This window comes from Enterobacter sp. JBIWA008 (assembly GCF_019968765.1).
Taxonomy (GTDB): Bacteria; Pseudomonadota; Gammaproteobacteria; order Enterobacterales; family Enterobacteriaceae; genus Enterobacter.
Window position 1 is genome coordinate 680,555 of the sequence record NZ_CP074149.1, and the last position, 16,410, is coordinate 696,964.

Consider the following 16,410-nt stretch of genomic DNA (forward strand, 5'->3'; position numbering starts at 1 on the left):
TAATCAAAACAGGAAAGCAGAGGTGGGGCAACGAATTCCCGTTACGCTCGGCAATATTGCGCCGCTGACGTTAAAACCGTTTCGCGCAGGTCAACTCGCGCTGGTGTGCGAGGGGGGAGGACAGCGCGGCATTTTCACCGCCGGCGTGCTGGATGAATTTATGCGCGCGCAGTTCAATCCGTTTGACCTTTACTTCGGCACCTCTGCCGGGGCGCAGAACCTTTCAGCCTATGTCTGCAACCAGCCTGGCTACGCGCGAAAAGTGATCATGCGTTACACCACGGCAAAAGAGTTTTTCAACCCGGTGCGCTTTGTGCGCGGCGGTAACCTGATCGATCTCGACTGGCTGCTGGAGTCGACCTCCAGCCAGATGCCGCTGGCTATGGATACCGCCGCCCGTCTGTTTGATAGCGGCAAAGAATTCTGGATGTGCGCCAGCCGGGGCGATGATTATTCGCCGGGCTATTTTTCTCCTCAGAAGGAGAACTGGCTGGACATTATCCGCGCCTCCAGCGCGATCCCCGGCTTTTATCGTACCGGTGCCCTCCTGGATGGCATTAGCTATCTGGACGGCGGGATCAGTGACGCGGTGCCCGTGCAGGAAGCCGCCCGGCGCGGGGCGAAAACCATTGTGGTGATCCGTACCGTGCCGTCGCAAATGTATTACACCCCGCAGTGGTTTAAGCGGATGGAGCGCTGGTTGGGTGACAGCAGCCTACAGCCGCTGGTGAACATCGCGAAGCAGCATGAAACCACCTACGGCGCGATGCAGCGCTTTATTGAAAAACCGCCGGGTAAGCTGCGTATTTTTGAAATCTATCCGCCTAAGCCGCTGCTGAGCATGGCCCTGGGCAGCCGCGTTCCTGCGCTGCGCATGGATTACAAAACGGGCCGGATGTGCGGGCGCTACTTCCTGGCGACGGTGGGGAAAATGCTGGCGGAGCAGCCGCCGCTTCATCGGCATAAACGCATTATTACGCCGCCTGCGATTGTCGCCAACGACGCCCTGACGATGCCGCTGGTGGATATTCCGCAGGCGAATGACGCTTTACTGGATAACGAGGATCTGGCGTGACGCACCGCTTTGTCGATACCCACTGCCACTTTGATTTCCCTCCGTTTACGGGGGATGAAGCGCAAAGCATTGCGAAAGCTGCCGAGGCAGGCGTTCAGGCCATCATTGTGCCGTCAGTGGAAGCGGCCTATTTTTCCCGGGTGCTGGATCTTTCCATACGACACTCCGCGCTCTATGCCGCGCTCGGCCTGCATCCGATTGTGATTGAGCGGCATCTTGATGAACACATTGAGAGGCTTGATGAGGTACTGCAGACTGCAGGAGACAAGCTTGTCGCCATCGGTGAGATCGGCCTCGATCTTTATCGCGAGGATCCGCAGTTTGAGCGTCAGCAGACGATCCTCGACGCGCAGCTCAGGCTGGCGAAGCGTCACGATCTGCCGGTGATCCTCCATTCAAGACGCACGCACGATAAGCTGGCTATGCATCTGAAACGCATCGATCTCCCGCGCAGGGGCGTAGTGCATGGTTTCTCCGGCAGCCTGCAGCAGGCGCAGCGTTTTTTTGACCTGGGCTATAAAATCGGCGTCGGCGGCACCATCACCTATCCGCGTGCCAGTAAAACCCGGGACGTGATGGCACAGCTGCCGCTGTCGGCGCTCCTGCTGGAAACCGACGCGCCGGATATGCCGCTAAATGGTTTTCAGGGGCAGCCCAATCGCCCGGAACAGGCGGCGCGCGTGTTTACCACCCTGTGTGAACTGCGAAAAGAGCCAGAAGAGGTGATTGCTGAAGCGCTGCTGGAAAATACCCGTTCGGTATTTGGCATCACGCTATAGGTAAAGAGAAGGGCGAATCACAGTAATCTTCTGTTTTTCCAGCGCCCGCGCCAGCGGTTCAACGTCCTCGGGCGTGGCGTTGCGCCACGACGCAGCCTCACCGTAAACGCCATGCGCGTGAAACGCGTTGATGCGCACCGGAATATTTCCAAGCCCGTGGATAAAGGTCGTTAGCGGTTTCAGGTGCTCCAGATAATCACACTGCCCCGGAATAACCAGCAGGCGGAGCTCCGTCAAGCGGTGACGATCTGCCAGCCAGCGGATGCTCTGCTTGATCAGCGGATTGTCGCGCCCGGTCAGGAAGCGATGATGCTCGTTCCCCCACGCCTTCAGATCCAGCATCGCGCCATCCATTACCGGCAGCAGCTTTTGCCAGCCCGTTTCGCTTAACAGACCGTTGCTGTCTACCAGACAGGTCAGGTGACGCAGGGCAGGATCGGCTTTGATCGCTGAGAATAGCGTCACTAAAAACGGCAGTTGCGTTGTGGCTTCGCCGCCGCTCACGGTGATCCCTTCGATAAAGGGTGCGGATTTGCGGACCTGAGTGAGGATCTCTTCCAGGCTGAAGCGGTGCGCCATAGGCGTTGCCTGCTGCCGGCACAGGTGCAGGCAGGTGTCGCACTGCTGGCAGTCACTCTCCTGCCACCAGACGCGTCCGGCCTGAATAGTCAGCGCGTCGTGCGGGCAGTGGGGCACGCAGTCCCCGCAGTCGTTGCAGCGGCCTATCGTCCACGGGTTGTGGCAGGTTTTACAGCGCAGGTTGCAGCCCTGCAGGAACAGGGCAAGGCGGCTACCCGGCCCGTCCACGCAGGAAAAAGGAATGACCTGACTAACTAAAGCGCATCTGCTGTTCATGGCTTATCACGCGAGGCTGACGTTCCAGAATACGGGTATTGCGTGCGGCTTCTTCCCCCAGCCATGTAGTGTTGGTTCTTGACCCCGCGTCCCGGTATTTCTCCAGATCCGATAGCCGCACCATATACCCGGTGACGCGCACCAGATCGTTACCCGCTACGTTGGCGGTAAACTCGCGCATACCCGTCCTGAACGCGCCCAGGCACAGCTGGAACACAGCCTGCGGGTTGCGTTTAATCGTCTCATCCAGCGTTAAAATATCGCTTATCCCGGAAGCGTAGTGCTTGTGATGGGGGGCCACTGCCAGCAGATGGCTGATGGGATCCGGCTCGTCGCCGTAGGGCAGGCGCGCGCCCGGCGTGGTGCCCGAGTCGGAGCTGATCCCCGACTGCGCGTGAAGCATCGCGCGATGCTTCCAGCCGTGTTTCACCGGCGTGCTTTCAACGAACGCCGCAAGCTGCTCGCTGATGCGGTAGCCCAGCGCGTTGGCCTGCTCGTCTTTTCCGTAACGACCTTCAATGCCCTCCTTTTCACAGAGCGTATTCACCGCTTCCGCCAGGCCGTACATGCCAAACATCGGCACAAACCGATCGGCATCAATCAGCCCCTCTTTTACCAGGAAGCTATTCTCAAAGAAGCCCGATTGTTGATACAGGAAATCGCAGCGGGCATCGATGATGGTCATTTGCTGCTGGCAGTAGTGCGGGAGCGTGCTGGTGAAGAAGTCTTCAATGGATGTGCTGTATTCAGCAATGGCTTTGAGGTTAAGGCGCACCAGGGTGCTGCCACCGCCAGCCAGCAGCAGGGAGTTGTAACAGCTCACCACGCCAAAACGGCCTTTTGTGAAAATTTTATCATTCATCGGGCCATTAGAAATGTGCGGTTTGCTGCATTCACATATGTTTTTTGCCACCTCAAGCAGCAAATCGTCTGGGGTGATATCTGGATCGTAGATAAAGGTCAGGTTAGGTGCGACCTGCTTCAGCTCTGCGTCGGCACGCAGAATAGCACGGGTGATGGGGCCGTCAGCAGGCCCGATGTTTGCGTGCATAAACGCGTCGGGCAGCGTACGGTCAAGATAGCGCCAGAAACGTTTTATTCGGCTATCGATCTCTTCTTGTGTTAGAATTCTAACATATGGAGTTAATATCGCATCAAGCTGACCGAGATAGACCGGCATCGATGTGACGGACGGAACATGATGGTAGAGGATGGTTAACAGCGAGAGGGCGTCGTCGAGATCTTTCGCCCCTTCCAGCTCCAGCCATTCTGAACCGTCAGCCAGAAATTTTGCGTAATCCGGCAGAACGTAACGGGGTTTGTAAGGCGCGTGGCCTTCGAACATGTCGCAGATAACCCCCTCGTCCAGTGCGGCTCGCGCGGCATCAGGAAGTGCCGGATAAGGCAGGTTGTTTTCCGCTTCCAGCGCCAGAAAATGACGTTTTTGTTCCGGGGTTAACACCGGGCTTGTCACAATGTGCTGGCAACGTTGTTGCAGGGCGTCGGGGCTGGAGTGGGGCATATTCGCTTCCTTGAGTGTTGTTCTGCGGATGATGAACGAATTTTAGAAAGCCAGCCTGTCGGGGCTTTTGATCCGACAGGGGGTATCGCTGCTTTAGTCGACAATTTACGCGCTAAAGTTTGAAGAATATCTCATTACGGTAATGCAAATTTGTACGCAGTTTTCATTAACTGTGATGAATGTCGAAGTGTGGATGCGGGTGAATGTTAGAATACTCACAGACCCGCAAGGTAAAATTTATACGGCACTGCCGTTGGAGAATGTTATGACCGATTTAAATGCAAGCAGCCTGCGCGCGTTGAAACTGATGGACCTGACCACCCTGAACGATGACGACACCAATGAAAAAGTCATCGCCCTGTGCCATCAGGCGAAAACGCCGGTGGGTAACACCGCAGCCATCTGTATCTACCCGCGCTTTATCCCGATTGCCCGTAAGACTCTGAAAGAGCAGGGTACGCCGGACGTGCGCATTGCAACCGTAACTAACTTCCCGCATGGCAACGATGATATCGAGATTGCGCTGGCAGAAACCCGCGCGGCGATTGCTTACGGCGCAGACGAAGTTGACGTGGTGTTCCCGTACCGCGCGCTGATCGGCGGCAACGAGCAGGTCGGTTTTGACCTGGTGAAAGCCTGTAAAGACGCGTGCGCGGCGGCAAACGTGCTGCTGAAAGTGATCATCGAAACCGGCGAGCTGAAAGAAGAGGCGCTGATTCGTAAAGCATCTGAAATCTCCATCAAAGCCGGTGCGGATTTCATTAAAACCTCTACCGGTAAAGTGCCGGTGAATGCGACCCCGGAAAGCGCGCGCATCATGATGGAAGTCATCCGCGACATGGGCGTATCCAAAACCGTTGGTTTCAAACCCGCGGGCGGCGTGCGTACCGCTGAAGACGCCCAGCAGTTCCTGGCGATTGCGGACGAGCTGTTTGGCGCCGACTGGGCGGACTCCCGCCACTACCGCTTCGGTGCGTCCAGCCTTCTGGCCAGCCTGCTGAAAGCGCTGGGTCACGGCGACGGTAAGAGCGCAAGCAGCTACTGATTGCCAGACAATGCCGGATGACGCTTCTTTGCTTATCCGGCCTACAGGATCGTAGGGCGGGTAAGCGTAGCGCCACCCGCCACAACTCCCCCGATTCCGCATGGAGGTTACCGTGTTTCTCGCACAAGAAATTATTCGTAAAAAACGTGATGGTCATGCATTAAGCGACGAAGAGATCCGCTTCTTCATCAACGGCATTCGTGATAACACCGTCTCAGAAGGGCAGATTGCGGCTCTGGCGATGACCATTTTCTTCCACGATATGTCGATGCCTGAGCGCGTGTCGCTGACCATGGCGATGCGAGATTCAGGAACCGTTCTGGACTGGAAAAGCCTCAACCTTAACGGCCCGATTGTGGATAAACACTCCACCGGCGGCGTGGGCGACGTGACGTCTCTGATGCTCGGCCCAATGGTGGCAGCCTGCGGCGGTTACATCCCGATGATCTCCGGACGCGGCCTGGGCCACACCGGCGGTACGCTCGACAAACTGGAAGCCATTCCGGGCTTCGATATCTTCCCGGACGACAACCGCTTCCGCGACATTATTAAAGACGTTGGTGTGGCGATTATCGGCCAGACCAGCTCTCTTGCTCCGGCAGACAAGCGTTTCTACGCAACCCGCGACATCACCGCGACCGTTGACTCCATCCCGCTGATCACCGCCTCTATCCTGGCGAAGAAACTGGCGGAAGGGCTGGACGCGCTGGTGATGGACGTAAAAGTGGGTAGCGGCGCGTTTATGCCGACCTATGAACTTTCTGCTGCGCTGGCTGAAGCGATCGTTGGCGTTTCCAACGGCGCGGGCGTGCGCACCACCGCGCTGCTCACCGACATGAACCAGGTGCTGGCGTCCAGCGCCGGTAACGCTGTCGAAGTGCGCGAAGCGGTGCAGTTCCTGACCGGTGAATACCGTAACCCGCGCCTGTTCGACGTTACCATGGCGCTGTGCGTTGAGATGTTAATCTCCGGCAGGCTGGCCAAAGACGACGCAGAAGCGCGCGTGAAGCTTCAGGCGGTGCTGGATAATGGCAAAGCGGCGGACATCTTCGGCCGTATGGTCGCGGCGCAGAAAGGCCCGACCGATTTCGTCGAAAACTACGCGAAATACCTGCCAACCGCGACGCTCAGCAAAGCGGTGTATGCCGATAGCGAAGGGTTTGTCTCTGCAATGGACACCCGTGAGCTGGGTATGGCGGTGGTCTCGATGGGTGGCGGCCGCCGTCAGGCCTCCGACACCATTGATTACAGCGTCGGCTTTACCGATATGGCCCGTCTGGGCGACAGCGTTGACGGTCAACGTCCGCTGGCGGTGATCCACGCGAAAGACGAAGCCAGCTGGCAGGAAGCGGCAAAAGCGGTGAAAGCGGCTATTACGCTTGACGATAAAGCGCCGGAAACCACACCGACTGTCTATCGCCGTATCACCGAATAGCGGTATACTGATCTGATCAATCATTTTTAAGCACTACGTACGGAGAACAATTATGAAACGTGCATTTATTATGGTGCTGGACTCATTCGGCATCGGCGCAACCGAAGATGCAGAACGTTTTGGTGACGTGGGTTCCGATACCATGGGCCACATCGCGGAAGCCTGTGCAAAAGGCGAAGCGGACAACGGTCGTAAAGGCCCTCTTACTCTACCTAACCTGACCCGCCTCGGTCTGGTGAAAGCGCATGAAGGTTCTACCGGTAAAATCGCTGCCGGTATGGATGGCAACGCGGAAGTAGTGGGCGCCTACGCCTGGGCGCACGAGCTCTCCTCCGGTAAAGACACCCCTTCTGGCCACTGGGAAATCGCCGGTGTACCGGTGCTGTTCGACTGGGGTTATTTCTCCGATCACGAGAACAGCTTCCCGCAGGAGCTGCTCGATAAGCTGGTGAAGCGTGCCAACCTGCCGGGTTACCTCGGCAACTGTCACTCTTCCGGTACCGTGATTCTGGATGAACTTGGCGAAGAGCACATGAAAACCGGCAAGCCGATTTTCTACACCTCTGCTGACTCCGTGTTCCAGATTGCGTGCCATGAAGAGACGTTTGGCCTGGATAAACTCTACGAGCTGTGTGAAATCGCCCGTGAAGAGCTGACCGAAGGCGGCTATAACATTGGCCGCGTGATCGCACGTCCGTTTATCGGCGACAAAGCGGGTAACTTCCAGCGTACCGGTAACCGTCACGACCTGGCCGTTGAGCCACCGGCGCCAACCGTGCTGCAGAAGCTGGTTGAAGAGAAAGACGGCCACGTGGTTTCCGTGGGTAAAATCGCGGATATCTACGCCAACTGCGGCATCACCAAAAAAGTGAAAGCCACCGGTCTGGATGCGCTGTTCGATGCCACCATCAAAGAGATGAAAGAAGCGGGCGACAAGACCATCGTCTTCACCAACTTCGTGGACTTCGACTCCTCCTGGGGCCACCGTCGCGACGTAGCAGGCTATGCGGCCGGTCTGGAACTTTTCGACCGCCGTCTGCCGGAGCTAATGGAGCTGGTGGGAGAAGATGACATTCTGATCCTGACCGCGGACCACGGCTGTGACCCAACCTGGACCGGTACCGATCACACTCGTGAACACATTCCGGTGCTGGTGTATGGCCCGAAAGTGAAGCCGGGCTCGCTCGGTCACCGTGAAACCTTCGCGGACATCGGCCAGACTATCGCGAAATACTTTGGTACGTCTGACATGGAATATGGCAAGGCTATGTTCTGAATCATGTTGGGGGCGGTCTGATGCCCTCACCCCAGCCCTCTCCCACAGGGAGAGGGTGAAAAGAATAAACAATTTAAAAGGAACTGAAGATGGCAACTCCTCACATTAATGCAGAAATGGGTGATTTCGCTGACGTCGTATTGATGCCGGGCGACCCGCTGCGCGCGAAGCACATTGCAGAAACTTTCCTGGAAGACGTGCGTGAAGTGAACAACGTTCGCGGCATGCTGGGCTTCACCGGTACCTATAAAGGCCGCAAAATCTCCGTCATGGGTCACGGTATGGGTATCCCATCCTGCTCTATCTATACCAAAGAGTTGATCACCGACTTCGGCGTGAAGAAAATCATCCGCGTTGGCTCCTGCGGCGCGGTGCGCATGGACGTTAAGCTGCGCGACATCGTTATCGGTATGGGTGCCTGCACCGATTCCAAAGTTAACCGTATGCGTTTCAAAGATCATGACTTCGCGGCGATTGCTGACTTCGGCATGGTGCGTGACGCGGTTGACGCGGCCAAAGCGCTGGGGGTTGAAGCGCGAGTGGGTAACATCTTCTCTGCTGACCTGTTCTATGCACCGGACGGCGGCGAGATGTTCGACGTGATGGAGAAATACGGCATTCTGGGCGTGGAAATGGAAGCGGCGGGCATCTACGGCGTTGCGGCTGAGTTTGGTGCAAAAGCGCTGACCATCTGCACCGTGTCTGACCATATTCGTACCCACGAGCAGACCACTGCGGCCGAGCGTCAGACTACCTTCAACGACATGATCAAAATCGCGCTGGAATCTGTTCTGCTGGGCGATAAAGAGTAATTCTGTCTCTTCCCTCCCTCTCCCTGTGGGAGAGGGCCGGGATGAGGGCACCAAACCGTACCTAGCGTACCGCCTGTGCAATCCACGCCGACAGCTCCCGCAGCTCTTTTTCCTGCTCCGGGAAATCCCCCATCAACGCATCGCATTCCTGCTGCAGCATATCCGCCCGGTACAAACAGCCCTGCAGACGTGCCGCCAGCGCCTCTAGCGGTGCCGGATTCAGGCTATCGGTAAACACCTGCGTGCGGGTGATATGGCCTTTCTCCACGTCAAAATGCAGCTCCACGCCGCCCCAGGTGAAACGCTCGTCCAGCAGATGGGAAAACGCAGGAGCCTGACCGAAGTTCCACTCCCAGCTGCTCTGGCGGGCGAAGGTTTCGGCGAAGTTGGGCAGGTCCGGGATTTTGTCAGGAGAGATCACTTCCGCTTCCACGCGCTCGCCGTAGTGTTCAAAGAAAGCGTCACGGATCGCATCGCAAATCTGCTCGTGAGTAACGCCCGGCAGCAGCTCCACCAGATTTGCCACGCGTCCGCGCACGGAAGTAATCCCTTTAGCCTGGAGCTTTTTCTTATCAGGATTTAGGTAGTTAGCCAGACGGCTGAGATCGGCGTTCAGCAACAGGGTGCCGTGGTGGAAGCCGCGATCCATCGTTTCGCGGTAGGCGGAGCCGGAGACCTTCCGGTCGCCCTCCGGGGTTTTCACCACCAGATCGTTACGCCCGGAGGCTTCCGCCGTCACGCCAAGTGAATTCAGCGCGTTGAGGACAATTGAGGTGGAGATAGTTTTGTCGTATTCCGGTTTGCCCGCCATAAAGGTAAAACAGGTATTGCCCAGATCGTGAAACACCGCACCGCCGCCGCTGCTGCGGCGCGCGAGGCGGACGTTGTCCTCTTCCATACGCCGCGTATTGCACTCTTTCCACGGGTTTTGCGCGCGGCCGATGACCACCGTATCGGCATTACGCCAGAGGAACAGTACGCGCTGGGTAGCCGGCATCTGGCGGAAGATGCACTCTTCCACCGCGAGATTAAACCAGGGATCGTAAGAGTCAGAGATAAGCAGGCGTAACGTCGTCATGGCAGAGTTCCTTTTCCGAATCGTTCGCCTATTTTATCACTATTCTTTCTTCTCGCTCTCTTCGTCTTCGGGGACCGATCGGCTGGCGGTCAGCAGGAACGGGGATTGCTGCCAGCGCGAGCGCTTGCCGCGAAGCAGGGTACGCGCCAGCACAACGCCGATGGCGAGTGAAAGCAGCAGCATCAGGCGCAGAATATTGGTGGTATTATCGACCTGTTTGGCTTCAGTAGGCAGGGTGTGGGTATCAAGGGTCAGGCGCAGATAGCCCAGCGGGCCATTCTTCCCCTGAATAGGTTCAACGATCTGCTGGTTAAAGTAGCCCCCGGCCTTTTTCCCGTCCAGCGCCAGCCTGTCGCGCACGTCGACGTGCTCGCCCGCGCGGGCAATCAGGTTGCCTTGCTCATCATAGACGCCGGCATCAAGAATGCGGCTATTCTCCGTGAGCAGGCGTAAAACCTGGCCTATCCGCTTATCGTCCGGCGTATCGGTACGCATGGACGGCGCGACGTTGAGCGTCACCTGACGTGCCAGCGTGCGGGCCAGCTCTTCAAATTGCGGGTTGCGTTGCCGTTGATGGTTCTGGCTAAACCACGATGCCCCTTGCATCAGCACCACTAATAGTGCGAGACAGAAAAGGACAATCACGGCGCGATGGAGCCGGAATTTCAGTTTTGCGCGAGCCATATTCCACCTGCTGAAAATTTACGGCTTAATGTTGCCAGAAGTGATGGTTACAGGGTAGCCTCATGCGTTATTTTCCCTCTGCAACCTTCCGGCGCGAACGAAATTACAGGAGCTTTAATGCCGAACATTACCTGGTGTGACCTGCCAACGGATGTCTCTTTATGGCCAGGATTGCCGCTCTCTTTAAGTGGCGATGAGGTGATGCCTCTGGATTACCACGCCGGTCGTAGCGGCTGGCTCCTCTACGGACGCGGTCTGGATAAGCAACGCCTGACCCAGTATCAAAGCAAGCTGGGTGCGGCGATGGTCATCGTCGCCGCCTGGTGCGTGGAAGACTACCAGGTCATTCGCCTGGCGGGATCCCTGACGCAGCGCGCAACGCGTCTGGCGCATGACGCCGGGCTGGACGTCGCGCCGCTGGGTAAAATTCCGCACCTGAAAACCCCGGGGCTGCTGGTGATGGACATGGACTCTACCGCCATTCAGATCGAGTGTATCGACGAGATTGCAAAGCTGGCGGGCAGCGGCGAGCTGGTGGCGGAAGTCACCGAGCGTGCGATGCGCGGCGAGCTGGACTTCACCGCCAGCCTGCGGCAGCGCGTGGCGACCCTGAAAGGGGCTGATGCCAACATTCTGCGCCAGGTGCGCGACGTGCTGCCGCTGATGCCTGGGCTGACGCAGCTGGTCCTGAAGCTGCAGTCCCTCGGCTGGAAGGTGGCGATCGCTTCCGGTGGCTTCACCTTCTTCGCGGATTACCTGCGGGAAAAACTGCATCTGACCACCGTGGTGGCCAATGAGCTGGAGATCATGGACGGCAAGCTGACCGGCCAGGTGATCGGCGATATCGTAGATGCCCAGTACAAAGCCAATACGCTGACGCGTCTGGCGGAAAAATATGAAATTCCGGTTGTCCAGACCGTCGCCATTGGCGATGGCGCGAACGACCTGCCGATGATTAAAGCGGCTGGGCTTGGCATTGCCTACCATGCCAAGCCAAAAGTGAATGAAAAGACGGAAGTGACTATCCGTCACGCTGACCTGATGGGGGTGTTCTGCATTCTCTCCGGCAGCCTTAATCAGAAATAACGAGGTAAACCGTGGCGAAAGCTCCAAAACGCGCATTTGTCTGTAATGAATGTGGTGCGGATTATCCGCGCTGGCAGGGGCAATGCAGCGCCTGTCATGCCTGGAACACCATCACCGAAGTGCGTGGTGTGGCGGCTTCGCCGAGCGTGGCCCGCAATGAGCGCCTGAGCGGCTATGCCGGTAACGCGGGCGTGGCGAAGGTGCAAAAACTCTCGGACATCAGCCTCGAAGAGCTGCCACGCTTTTCCACCGGGTTCAAAGAGTTTGACCGCGTGCTCGGCGGCGGCGTGGTGCCGGGGAGTGCGATTCTGATCGGCGGTAACCCGGGCGCGGGTAAATCGACCCTGCTGCTGCAAACGCTCTGCAAGCTCGCCGAACAGATGAAAACCCTGTACGTCACGGGCGAAGAGTCTCTTCAACAGGTGGCGATGCGCGCTCACCGCCTGGGCCTGCCGACCGGCAACCTGAACATGCTGTCGGAAACCAGCATCGAGCAGATCTGCATGATTGCCGAAGAAGAGCAGCCGAAGCTGATGGTGATCGACTCCATCCAGGTGATGCACATGGCGGACATTCAGTCCTCGCCGGGCAGCGTCGCGCAGGTGCGTGAAACCGCGGCTTACCTGACGCGCTTTGCCAAAACGCGCGGCGTGGCGATTGTGATGGTCGGCCACGTGACCAAAGACGGTTCGCTGGCCGGGCCGAAGGTGCTTGAACACTGTATCGACTGCTCCGTGATGCTCGACGGCGACGCGGATTCCCGTTTCCGTACCCTGCGCAGCCATAAAAACCGCTTTGGCGCGGTGAACGAACTGGGCGTGTTTGCTATGACCGAGCAGGGGCTGCGCGAGGTCAGCAACCCGTCGGCCATCTTCCTGAGTCGTGGCGATGAGATCACCTCCGGCAGCTCGGTGATGGTGTTGTGGGAAGGGACGCGCCCGCTGCTTGTCGAAATTCAGGCGCTGGTGGACGTGTCGATGATGGGCAACCCGCGGCGCGTGGCGGTCGGTCTGGAACAGAACCGTCTGGCGATCCTGCTGGCGGTGCTGCACCGTCACGGTGGGCTGCAGATGGCGGATCAGGACGTCTTCGTTAACGTGGTCGGCGGCGTCAAAGTCACTGAGACCAGCGCAGACCTGGCGCTGCTGCTGGCGATGGTCTCCAGCCTGCGTGACCGACCGCTGCCGCAGGATCTGGTCGTCTTCGGCGAAGTGGGCCTCGCCGGGGAAATCCGTCCGGTACCCAGTGGCCAGGAGCGTATCTCCGAGGCGGCAAAACACGGCTTCCGCCGGGCGATCGTTCCCGCTGCCAACGTGCCGAAAAAAATCCCGGAAGGGATGCAGGTATTTGGCGTGAAAAAACTCGCAGATGCGTTAAATGTCTTTGACGACTTATAATTACGTAAATTTGATTTTGCAGGAGGCACCGTAATTTATGTCATCATTTGACTATATCAAGACCGCAATCCGCCAGAAGGGCTGCACGCTGCAGCAGGTGGCGGACGCCAGCGGCATGACCAAAGGCTACCTGAGCCAGTTGCTGAACGCCAAAATCAAAAGCCCCAGCGCGCAGAAGCTGGAAGCGCTGCACCGCTTTCTGGGGCTTGAATTCCCGCGTATGCAAAAGAACATCGGCGTGGTGTTCGGCAAGTTTTATCCGCTGCATACCGGGCATATTTATCTGATCCAGCGCGCCTGTAGCCAGGTGGACGAGCTGCACATCATCATGGGCTACGACGAAACCCGCGACCGCCAGCTGTTTGAAGACAGCGCCATGTCGCAGCAGCCCACCGTGCCGGACCGCCTGCGCTGGCTGCTCCAGACCTTTAAGTACCAGAAAAACATTCGTATCCATGCCTTTAATGAAGAGGGCATGGAGCCGTATCCACACGGCTGGGACGTGTGGAGCAACGGTATCAAAGCGTTTATGGAAGAGAAGGGTATTGCGCCGAACTGGATCTACACCTCTGAAGAATCCGACGCGCCGCAGTTCCGCGAGCATCTGGGTATCGAGACGGTGCTGATCGATCCTAAGCGTACCTTTATGAACATCAGCGGGGCGCAGATCCGCGAAAACCCGTTCCGCTACTGGGATTACATTCCGACCGAAGTGAAGCCGTTCTTCGTGCGCACGGTAGCTATTCTGGGGGGCGAGTCGAGCGGCAAATCAACGCTGGTCAATAAGCTGGCGAATATCTTCAACACCACCAGCGCGTGGGAGTATGGCCGCGATTATGTCTTCTCGCACCTCGGTGGCGACGAGATGGCACTGCAATATTCCGACTATGACAAAATTGCGCTCGGACACGCCCAGTACATTGATTTTGCGGTGAAATATGCCAACAAAGTGGCGTTTATCGACACCGATTTTGTCACCACGCAGGCGTTCTGTAAAAAATACGAAGGGCGCGAGCATCCGTTCGTGCAGGCGCTCATTGACGAATACCGCTTTGATCTGGTGATCCTGCTGGAAAACAACACCCCGTGGGTGGCTGACGGCATGCGCAGCCTCGGTAGCTCCGTGGACAGGCGGGAATTCCAGACCATGCTGGTGGATATGCTCAACGAAAACAACGTTGAGTTTGTGCATGTGGAAGAGTCGGACTACGACTCCCGTTTCCTGCGCTGCGTCGAGCTGGTGAAGGAGATGATGGGGGAGCAGGGGTAAGCGTTAACCACCCTCTCCCTTTGGGAGAGGGTCGGGGTGAGGGCATCAAGCCACTCAGAACTCAACCACCACTTTCCCGCGCATATGCCCGTCCAGCACTTTACGGTGCGCTTCGGTAATGCTTTCCACGCTCAATCCATGAAGCGTTTCGCTCAGCGAACTTTCCACCACGCCGTTATCCACCATCCTGGCCACCTCATTGAGGATCTCACCCTGACGCGCCATATCCGCGGTCTGGTACATGCTGCGGGTGTACATAAATTCCCAGTGCAGGGCGGCGGATTTGGACTTCAGCTTGTCCTGGTTCAGCGGACGTTCATTCTCAACGATGGAACAGATATGCCCCTGAGGCGCAATCAGTTCGCTGACCGCATCCCAGTGCCCGTCGGTGTCGTTGAGGATGAAAATGTAATCGACAAAGGTGAGCCCGTGTTTCGCCAGTTCGCCTTTCAGGTCGCGATAGTTCACTACTACATCAGCCCCGCGCTCGCGGCACCACCGGGCGGAATCTTCACGGGACGCGGTTGCGACGATCTTCACCTTGCTGTTGTGCTTCGCAAACGGGATCGCCAGCGATCCTACGCCGCCCGCGCCGCCAATAATCAGCAGCGTCTTATCCGCGCCGGCATCCTGAATGTTCAGCCGCTCAAACAGACCTTCCCACGCGGTGAGCGCGGTTAAGGGCAGCGCAGCGGCTGCCGCCCAGCCGAGGCTGGCAGGCTTGTGCCCGACAATGCGCGCATCAATCAGCTGGTGTGTCGTATTGCTGCCCGGGCGGGTGATGTCGCCCGCGTACCACACCTCGTCTCCCGGTTTGAAGCCGGTCACGCCAGCCCCAACGGCTTTGACGATGCCGCTGGCGTCCCACCCGAGAATGCGCGGGTCTTCAAGCCCGGTCTTAGCAATGCCCGCGTGGACTTTGGTATCGACCGGGTTAACGGAGACGGCCTTCACCTCCACCAGCAGATCGTGCTCGCCAGCCTGCGGCATCGGCGGGGTGATTTCAATGAAGGTGGACGGGTTTTCAGGGTTAACGGCAATGGCTTTAACTGACATGGTGTGCTCCTCAATGGCATGCGTTTTGTTGAGGCTAGTCTATTAAGTGGCCAGCTGCATGATAAGATGGACAATTAAGAACTCAGCGTTCGTACAGGATGAACAATCATGTTTAAACAGCTGCAGGATATGGCGCTTTTCGCGCTGGTGGCGGAGATGGGCAGCTTTACCGCTGCCGCTCAGAAAGCCGAACTGCCGAAATCCAGCGTAAGCCAGCGAATTAGCCAGCTGGAGCAGCAGGTGGGCATCCGTCTGCTAAACCGCACCACGCGCAGGATCAGCCTGACGTTTGCGGGCGAGCACTATCTGGTGCACTGTCGCGAAATGCTGGCGGCCAGCGAGCGGGCGGAGTACGCCATTCAGAGGCTGCGAGAAAACCCCAGCGGGCGACTGCGGATCACCTGTCCGGCGGGGATTGGGGCAACATTGCTGGCGCACATGAATGCCGAGTTCCAGCTTCGCTATCCTGACGTTTCGCTGGATGTGTCGATCTCTGATGACGTGGTGGATCTGGTCGAGGCCGGTTTTGACGTGGCGCTGCGTACCGGTAGGCCGCAGGACTCCTCCCTGATTGGCCGGATGATCGGGCACTGCCCGCGTTACATGCTGGCCTCGCCGGACTATCTGGCGCGTCGGGAGCCGTTAATTCATCCCCGTCAGCTGGTGGAGCACCGCTGCATTACGCACCGGGCGTGGTCGGAGTGGCTTCTGCGAAGCGAGGGCGAGGATTACCGCTACCTGCCGGATAACGCGCATATGACCGATAATCTGGTATACGCCCGCGAGTGTGCAATTGCCGGTGCGGGCATCACGCTCTTACCCGCATTTCTGCTGGAAGATAAGATCGAAAAGGGTGCGTTGGTTCAGGTGCTGCCGGAATGGAATGTTGAAGGTAACGATCTCTGGCTGGCGTATCCAAGCCGCAAGCTGAATTCGCCCGCGCTGATGAGCTATATCGAGTTTGCGATGCAGTTTGACGAGGTGAAGCGGTATTACGTGGGTGGGTGATTTTGTGCGGCCTGATGCGTTTGCCCTGGCGG

The 16,410-nt window shown here is 57.7% G+C and carries 15 protein-coding genes; 10 read left to right on the forward strand and 5 right to left on the reverse strand.

What is annotated here, in order from left to right; genetic code table 11:
- Positions 1–22 precede the first annotated feature (22 nt).
- The gene (locus KGP24_RS03290; RefSeq protein WP_223562357.1) at positions 23–1,075 is read left to right on the forward strand and encodes a patatin family protein; all 1,053 of its coding nucleotides are present in this window, start codon (positions 23–25) and stop codon (positions 1,073–1,075) included.
- Positions 1,072–1,854 (forward strand): TatD family hydrolase, encoded by a 783-nt coding sequence (locus KGP24_RS03295; protein ID WP_223562358.1) that lies wholly within the window; start codon positions 1,072–1,074, stop codon positions 1,852–1,854. The genes KGP24_RS03290 and KGP24_RS03295 overlap by 4 nt, the downstream gene beginning before the upstream one ends.
- Here the strand turns inward: KGP24_RS03295 and KGP24_RS03300 are convergent.
- Complete coding sequence (locus KGP24_RS03300; protein WP_223562359.1) at positions 1,849–2,709, reverse strand: YjjW family glycine radical enzyme activase; 861 nt, start codon at positions 2,707–2,709, stop codon at positions 1,849–1,851. The two genes, KGP24_RS03295 and KGP24_RS03300, sit on opposite strands and share 6 nt — an antisense overlap.
- A complete protein-coding gene (locus tag KGP24_RS03305) occupies positions 2,684–4,231 on the reverse strand; it encodes a YjjI family glycine radical enzyme (RefSeq protein ID WP_223562360.1) in 1,548 nt (515 codons plus the stop codon). Before KGP24_RS03305 ends, KGP24_RS03300 begins: the two co-directional genes overlap by 26 nt.
- Before the next feature lie 265 nt (positions 4,232–4,496).
- Here KGP24_RS03305 and deoC point away from each other — a divergent pair, with 265 nt between their 5' ends.
- From deoC to deoD, 4 genes are all read left to right on the forward strand, one after another.
- Complete coding sequence (gene deoC / locus KGP24_RS03310) at positions 4,497–5,276, forward strand: deoxyribose-phosphate aldolase (protein WP_223562361.1); 780 nt, start codon at positions 4,497–4,499, stop codon at positions 5,274–5,276.
- A 112-nt stretch (positions 5,277–5,388) separates the two neighbouring features.
- The gene (deoA, locus tag KGP24_RS03315; RefSeq protein WP_223562362.1) at positions 5,389–6,711 is read left to right on the forward strand and encodes a thymidine phosphorylase; all 1,323 of its coding nucleotides are present in this window, start codon (positions 5,389–5,391) and stop codon (positions 6,709–6,711) included.
- Positions 6,712–6,763: 52 nt separating this feature from the next.
- Positions 6,764–7,987 (forward strand): phosphopentomutase, encoded by a 1,224-nt coding sequence (deoB, locus tag KGP24_RS03320; RefSeq protein ID WP_223562363.1) that lies wholly within the window; start codon positions 6,764–6,766, stop codon positions 7,985–7,987.
- 89 nt (positions 7,988–8,076) lie between these two features.
- The gene (gene deoD, locus KGP24_RS03325; RefSeq protein WP_010427122.1) at positions 8,077–8,799 is read left to right on the forward strand and encodes a purine-nucleoside phosphorylase; all 723 of its coding nucleotides are present in this window, start codon (positions 8,077–8,079) and stop codon (positions 8,797–8,799) included.
- A 61-nt stretch (positions 8,800–8,860) separates the two neighbouring features.
- On the opposite strand, the gene lplA is transcribed toward deoD, so the two are convergent.
- Both lplA and KGP24_RS03335 read right to left on the reverse strand, forming a co-directional pair.
- Positions 8,861–9,877, reverse strand: a complete 1,017-nt coding sequence (lplA, locus tag KGP24_RS03330; protein ID WP_223562364.1) for a lipoate--protein ligase LplA — start codon at positions 9,875–9,877, stop codon at positions 8,861–8,863.
- 39 nt (positions 9,878–9,916) lie between these two features.
- A complete protein-coding gene (locus KGP24_RS03335) occupies positions 9,917–10,561 on the reverse strand; it encodes a YtjB family periplasmic protein (protein WP_223562365.1) in 645 nt (214 codons plus the stop codon).
- A gap of 117 nt (positions 10,562–10,678) precedes the next feature.
- Between KGP24_RS03335 and serB the strand changes: the two genes are divergently transcribed.
- The 3 genes from serB to nadR are packed head-to-tail and all read left to right on the forward strand — an operon-like array spanning position 10,679 to position 14,314.
- A complete protein-coding gene (gene serB / locus KGP24_RS03340; RefSeq protein WP_025757501.1) occupies positions 10,679–11,647 on the forward strand; it encodes a phosphoserine phosphatase in 969 nt (322 codons plus the stop codon).
- 11 nt (positions 11,648–11,658) lie between these two features.
- Positions 11,659–13,044: a DNA repair protein RadA gene (gene radA / locus KGP24_RS03345; protein WP_014068810.1), complete on the forward strand. Its 1,386-nt coding sequence runs from the start codon at positions 11,659–11,661 to the stop codon at positions 13,042–13,044.
- Between the two features lie 37 nt (positions 13,045–13,081).
- Positions 13,082–14,314, forward strand: coding sequence for a multifunctional transcriptional regulator/nicotinamide-nucleotide adenylyltransferase/ribosylnicotinamide kinase NadR (nadR, locus tag KGP24_RS03350; RefSeq protein WP_032643997.1), 1,233 nt, complete (start codon positions 13,082–13,084; stop codon positions 14,312–14,314).
- A 54-nt stretch (positions 14,315–14,368) separates the two neighbouring features.
- On the opposite strand, the gene KGP24_RS03355 is transcribed toward nadR, so the two are convergent.
- Positions 14,369–15,370, reverse strand: coding sequence for a zinc-binding alcohol dehydrogenase family protein (locus tag KGP24_RS03355; protein ID WP_223562366.1), 1,002 nt, complete (start codon positions 15,368–15,370; stop codon positions 14,369–14,371).
- A gap of 108 nt (positions 15,371–15,478) precedes the next feature.
- On the opposite strand from KGP24_RS03355, the gene KGP24_RS03360 reads away from it, so the two are divergent.
- Entirely contained in the window at positions 15,479–16,378 is a 900-nt protein-coding gene (locus tag KGP24_RS03360) for a LysR family transcriptional regulator (protein ID WP_223562367.1), read from the forward strand.
- The last annotated feature ends 32 nt before the right edge of the window (positions 16,379–16,410 follow it).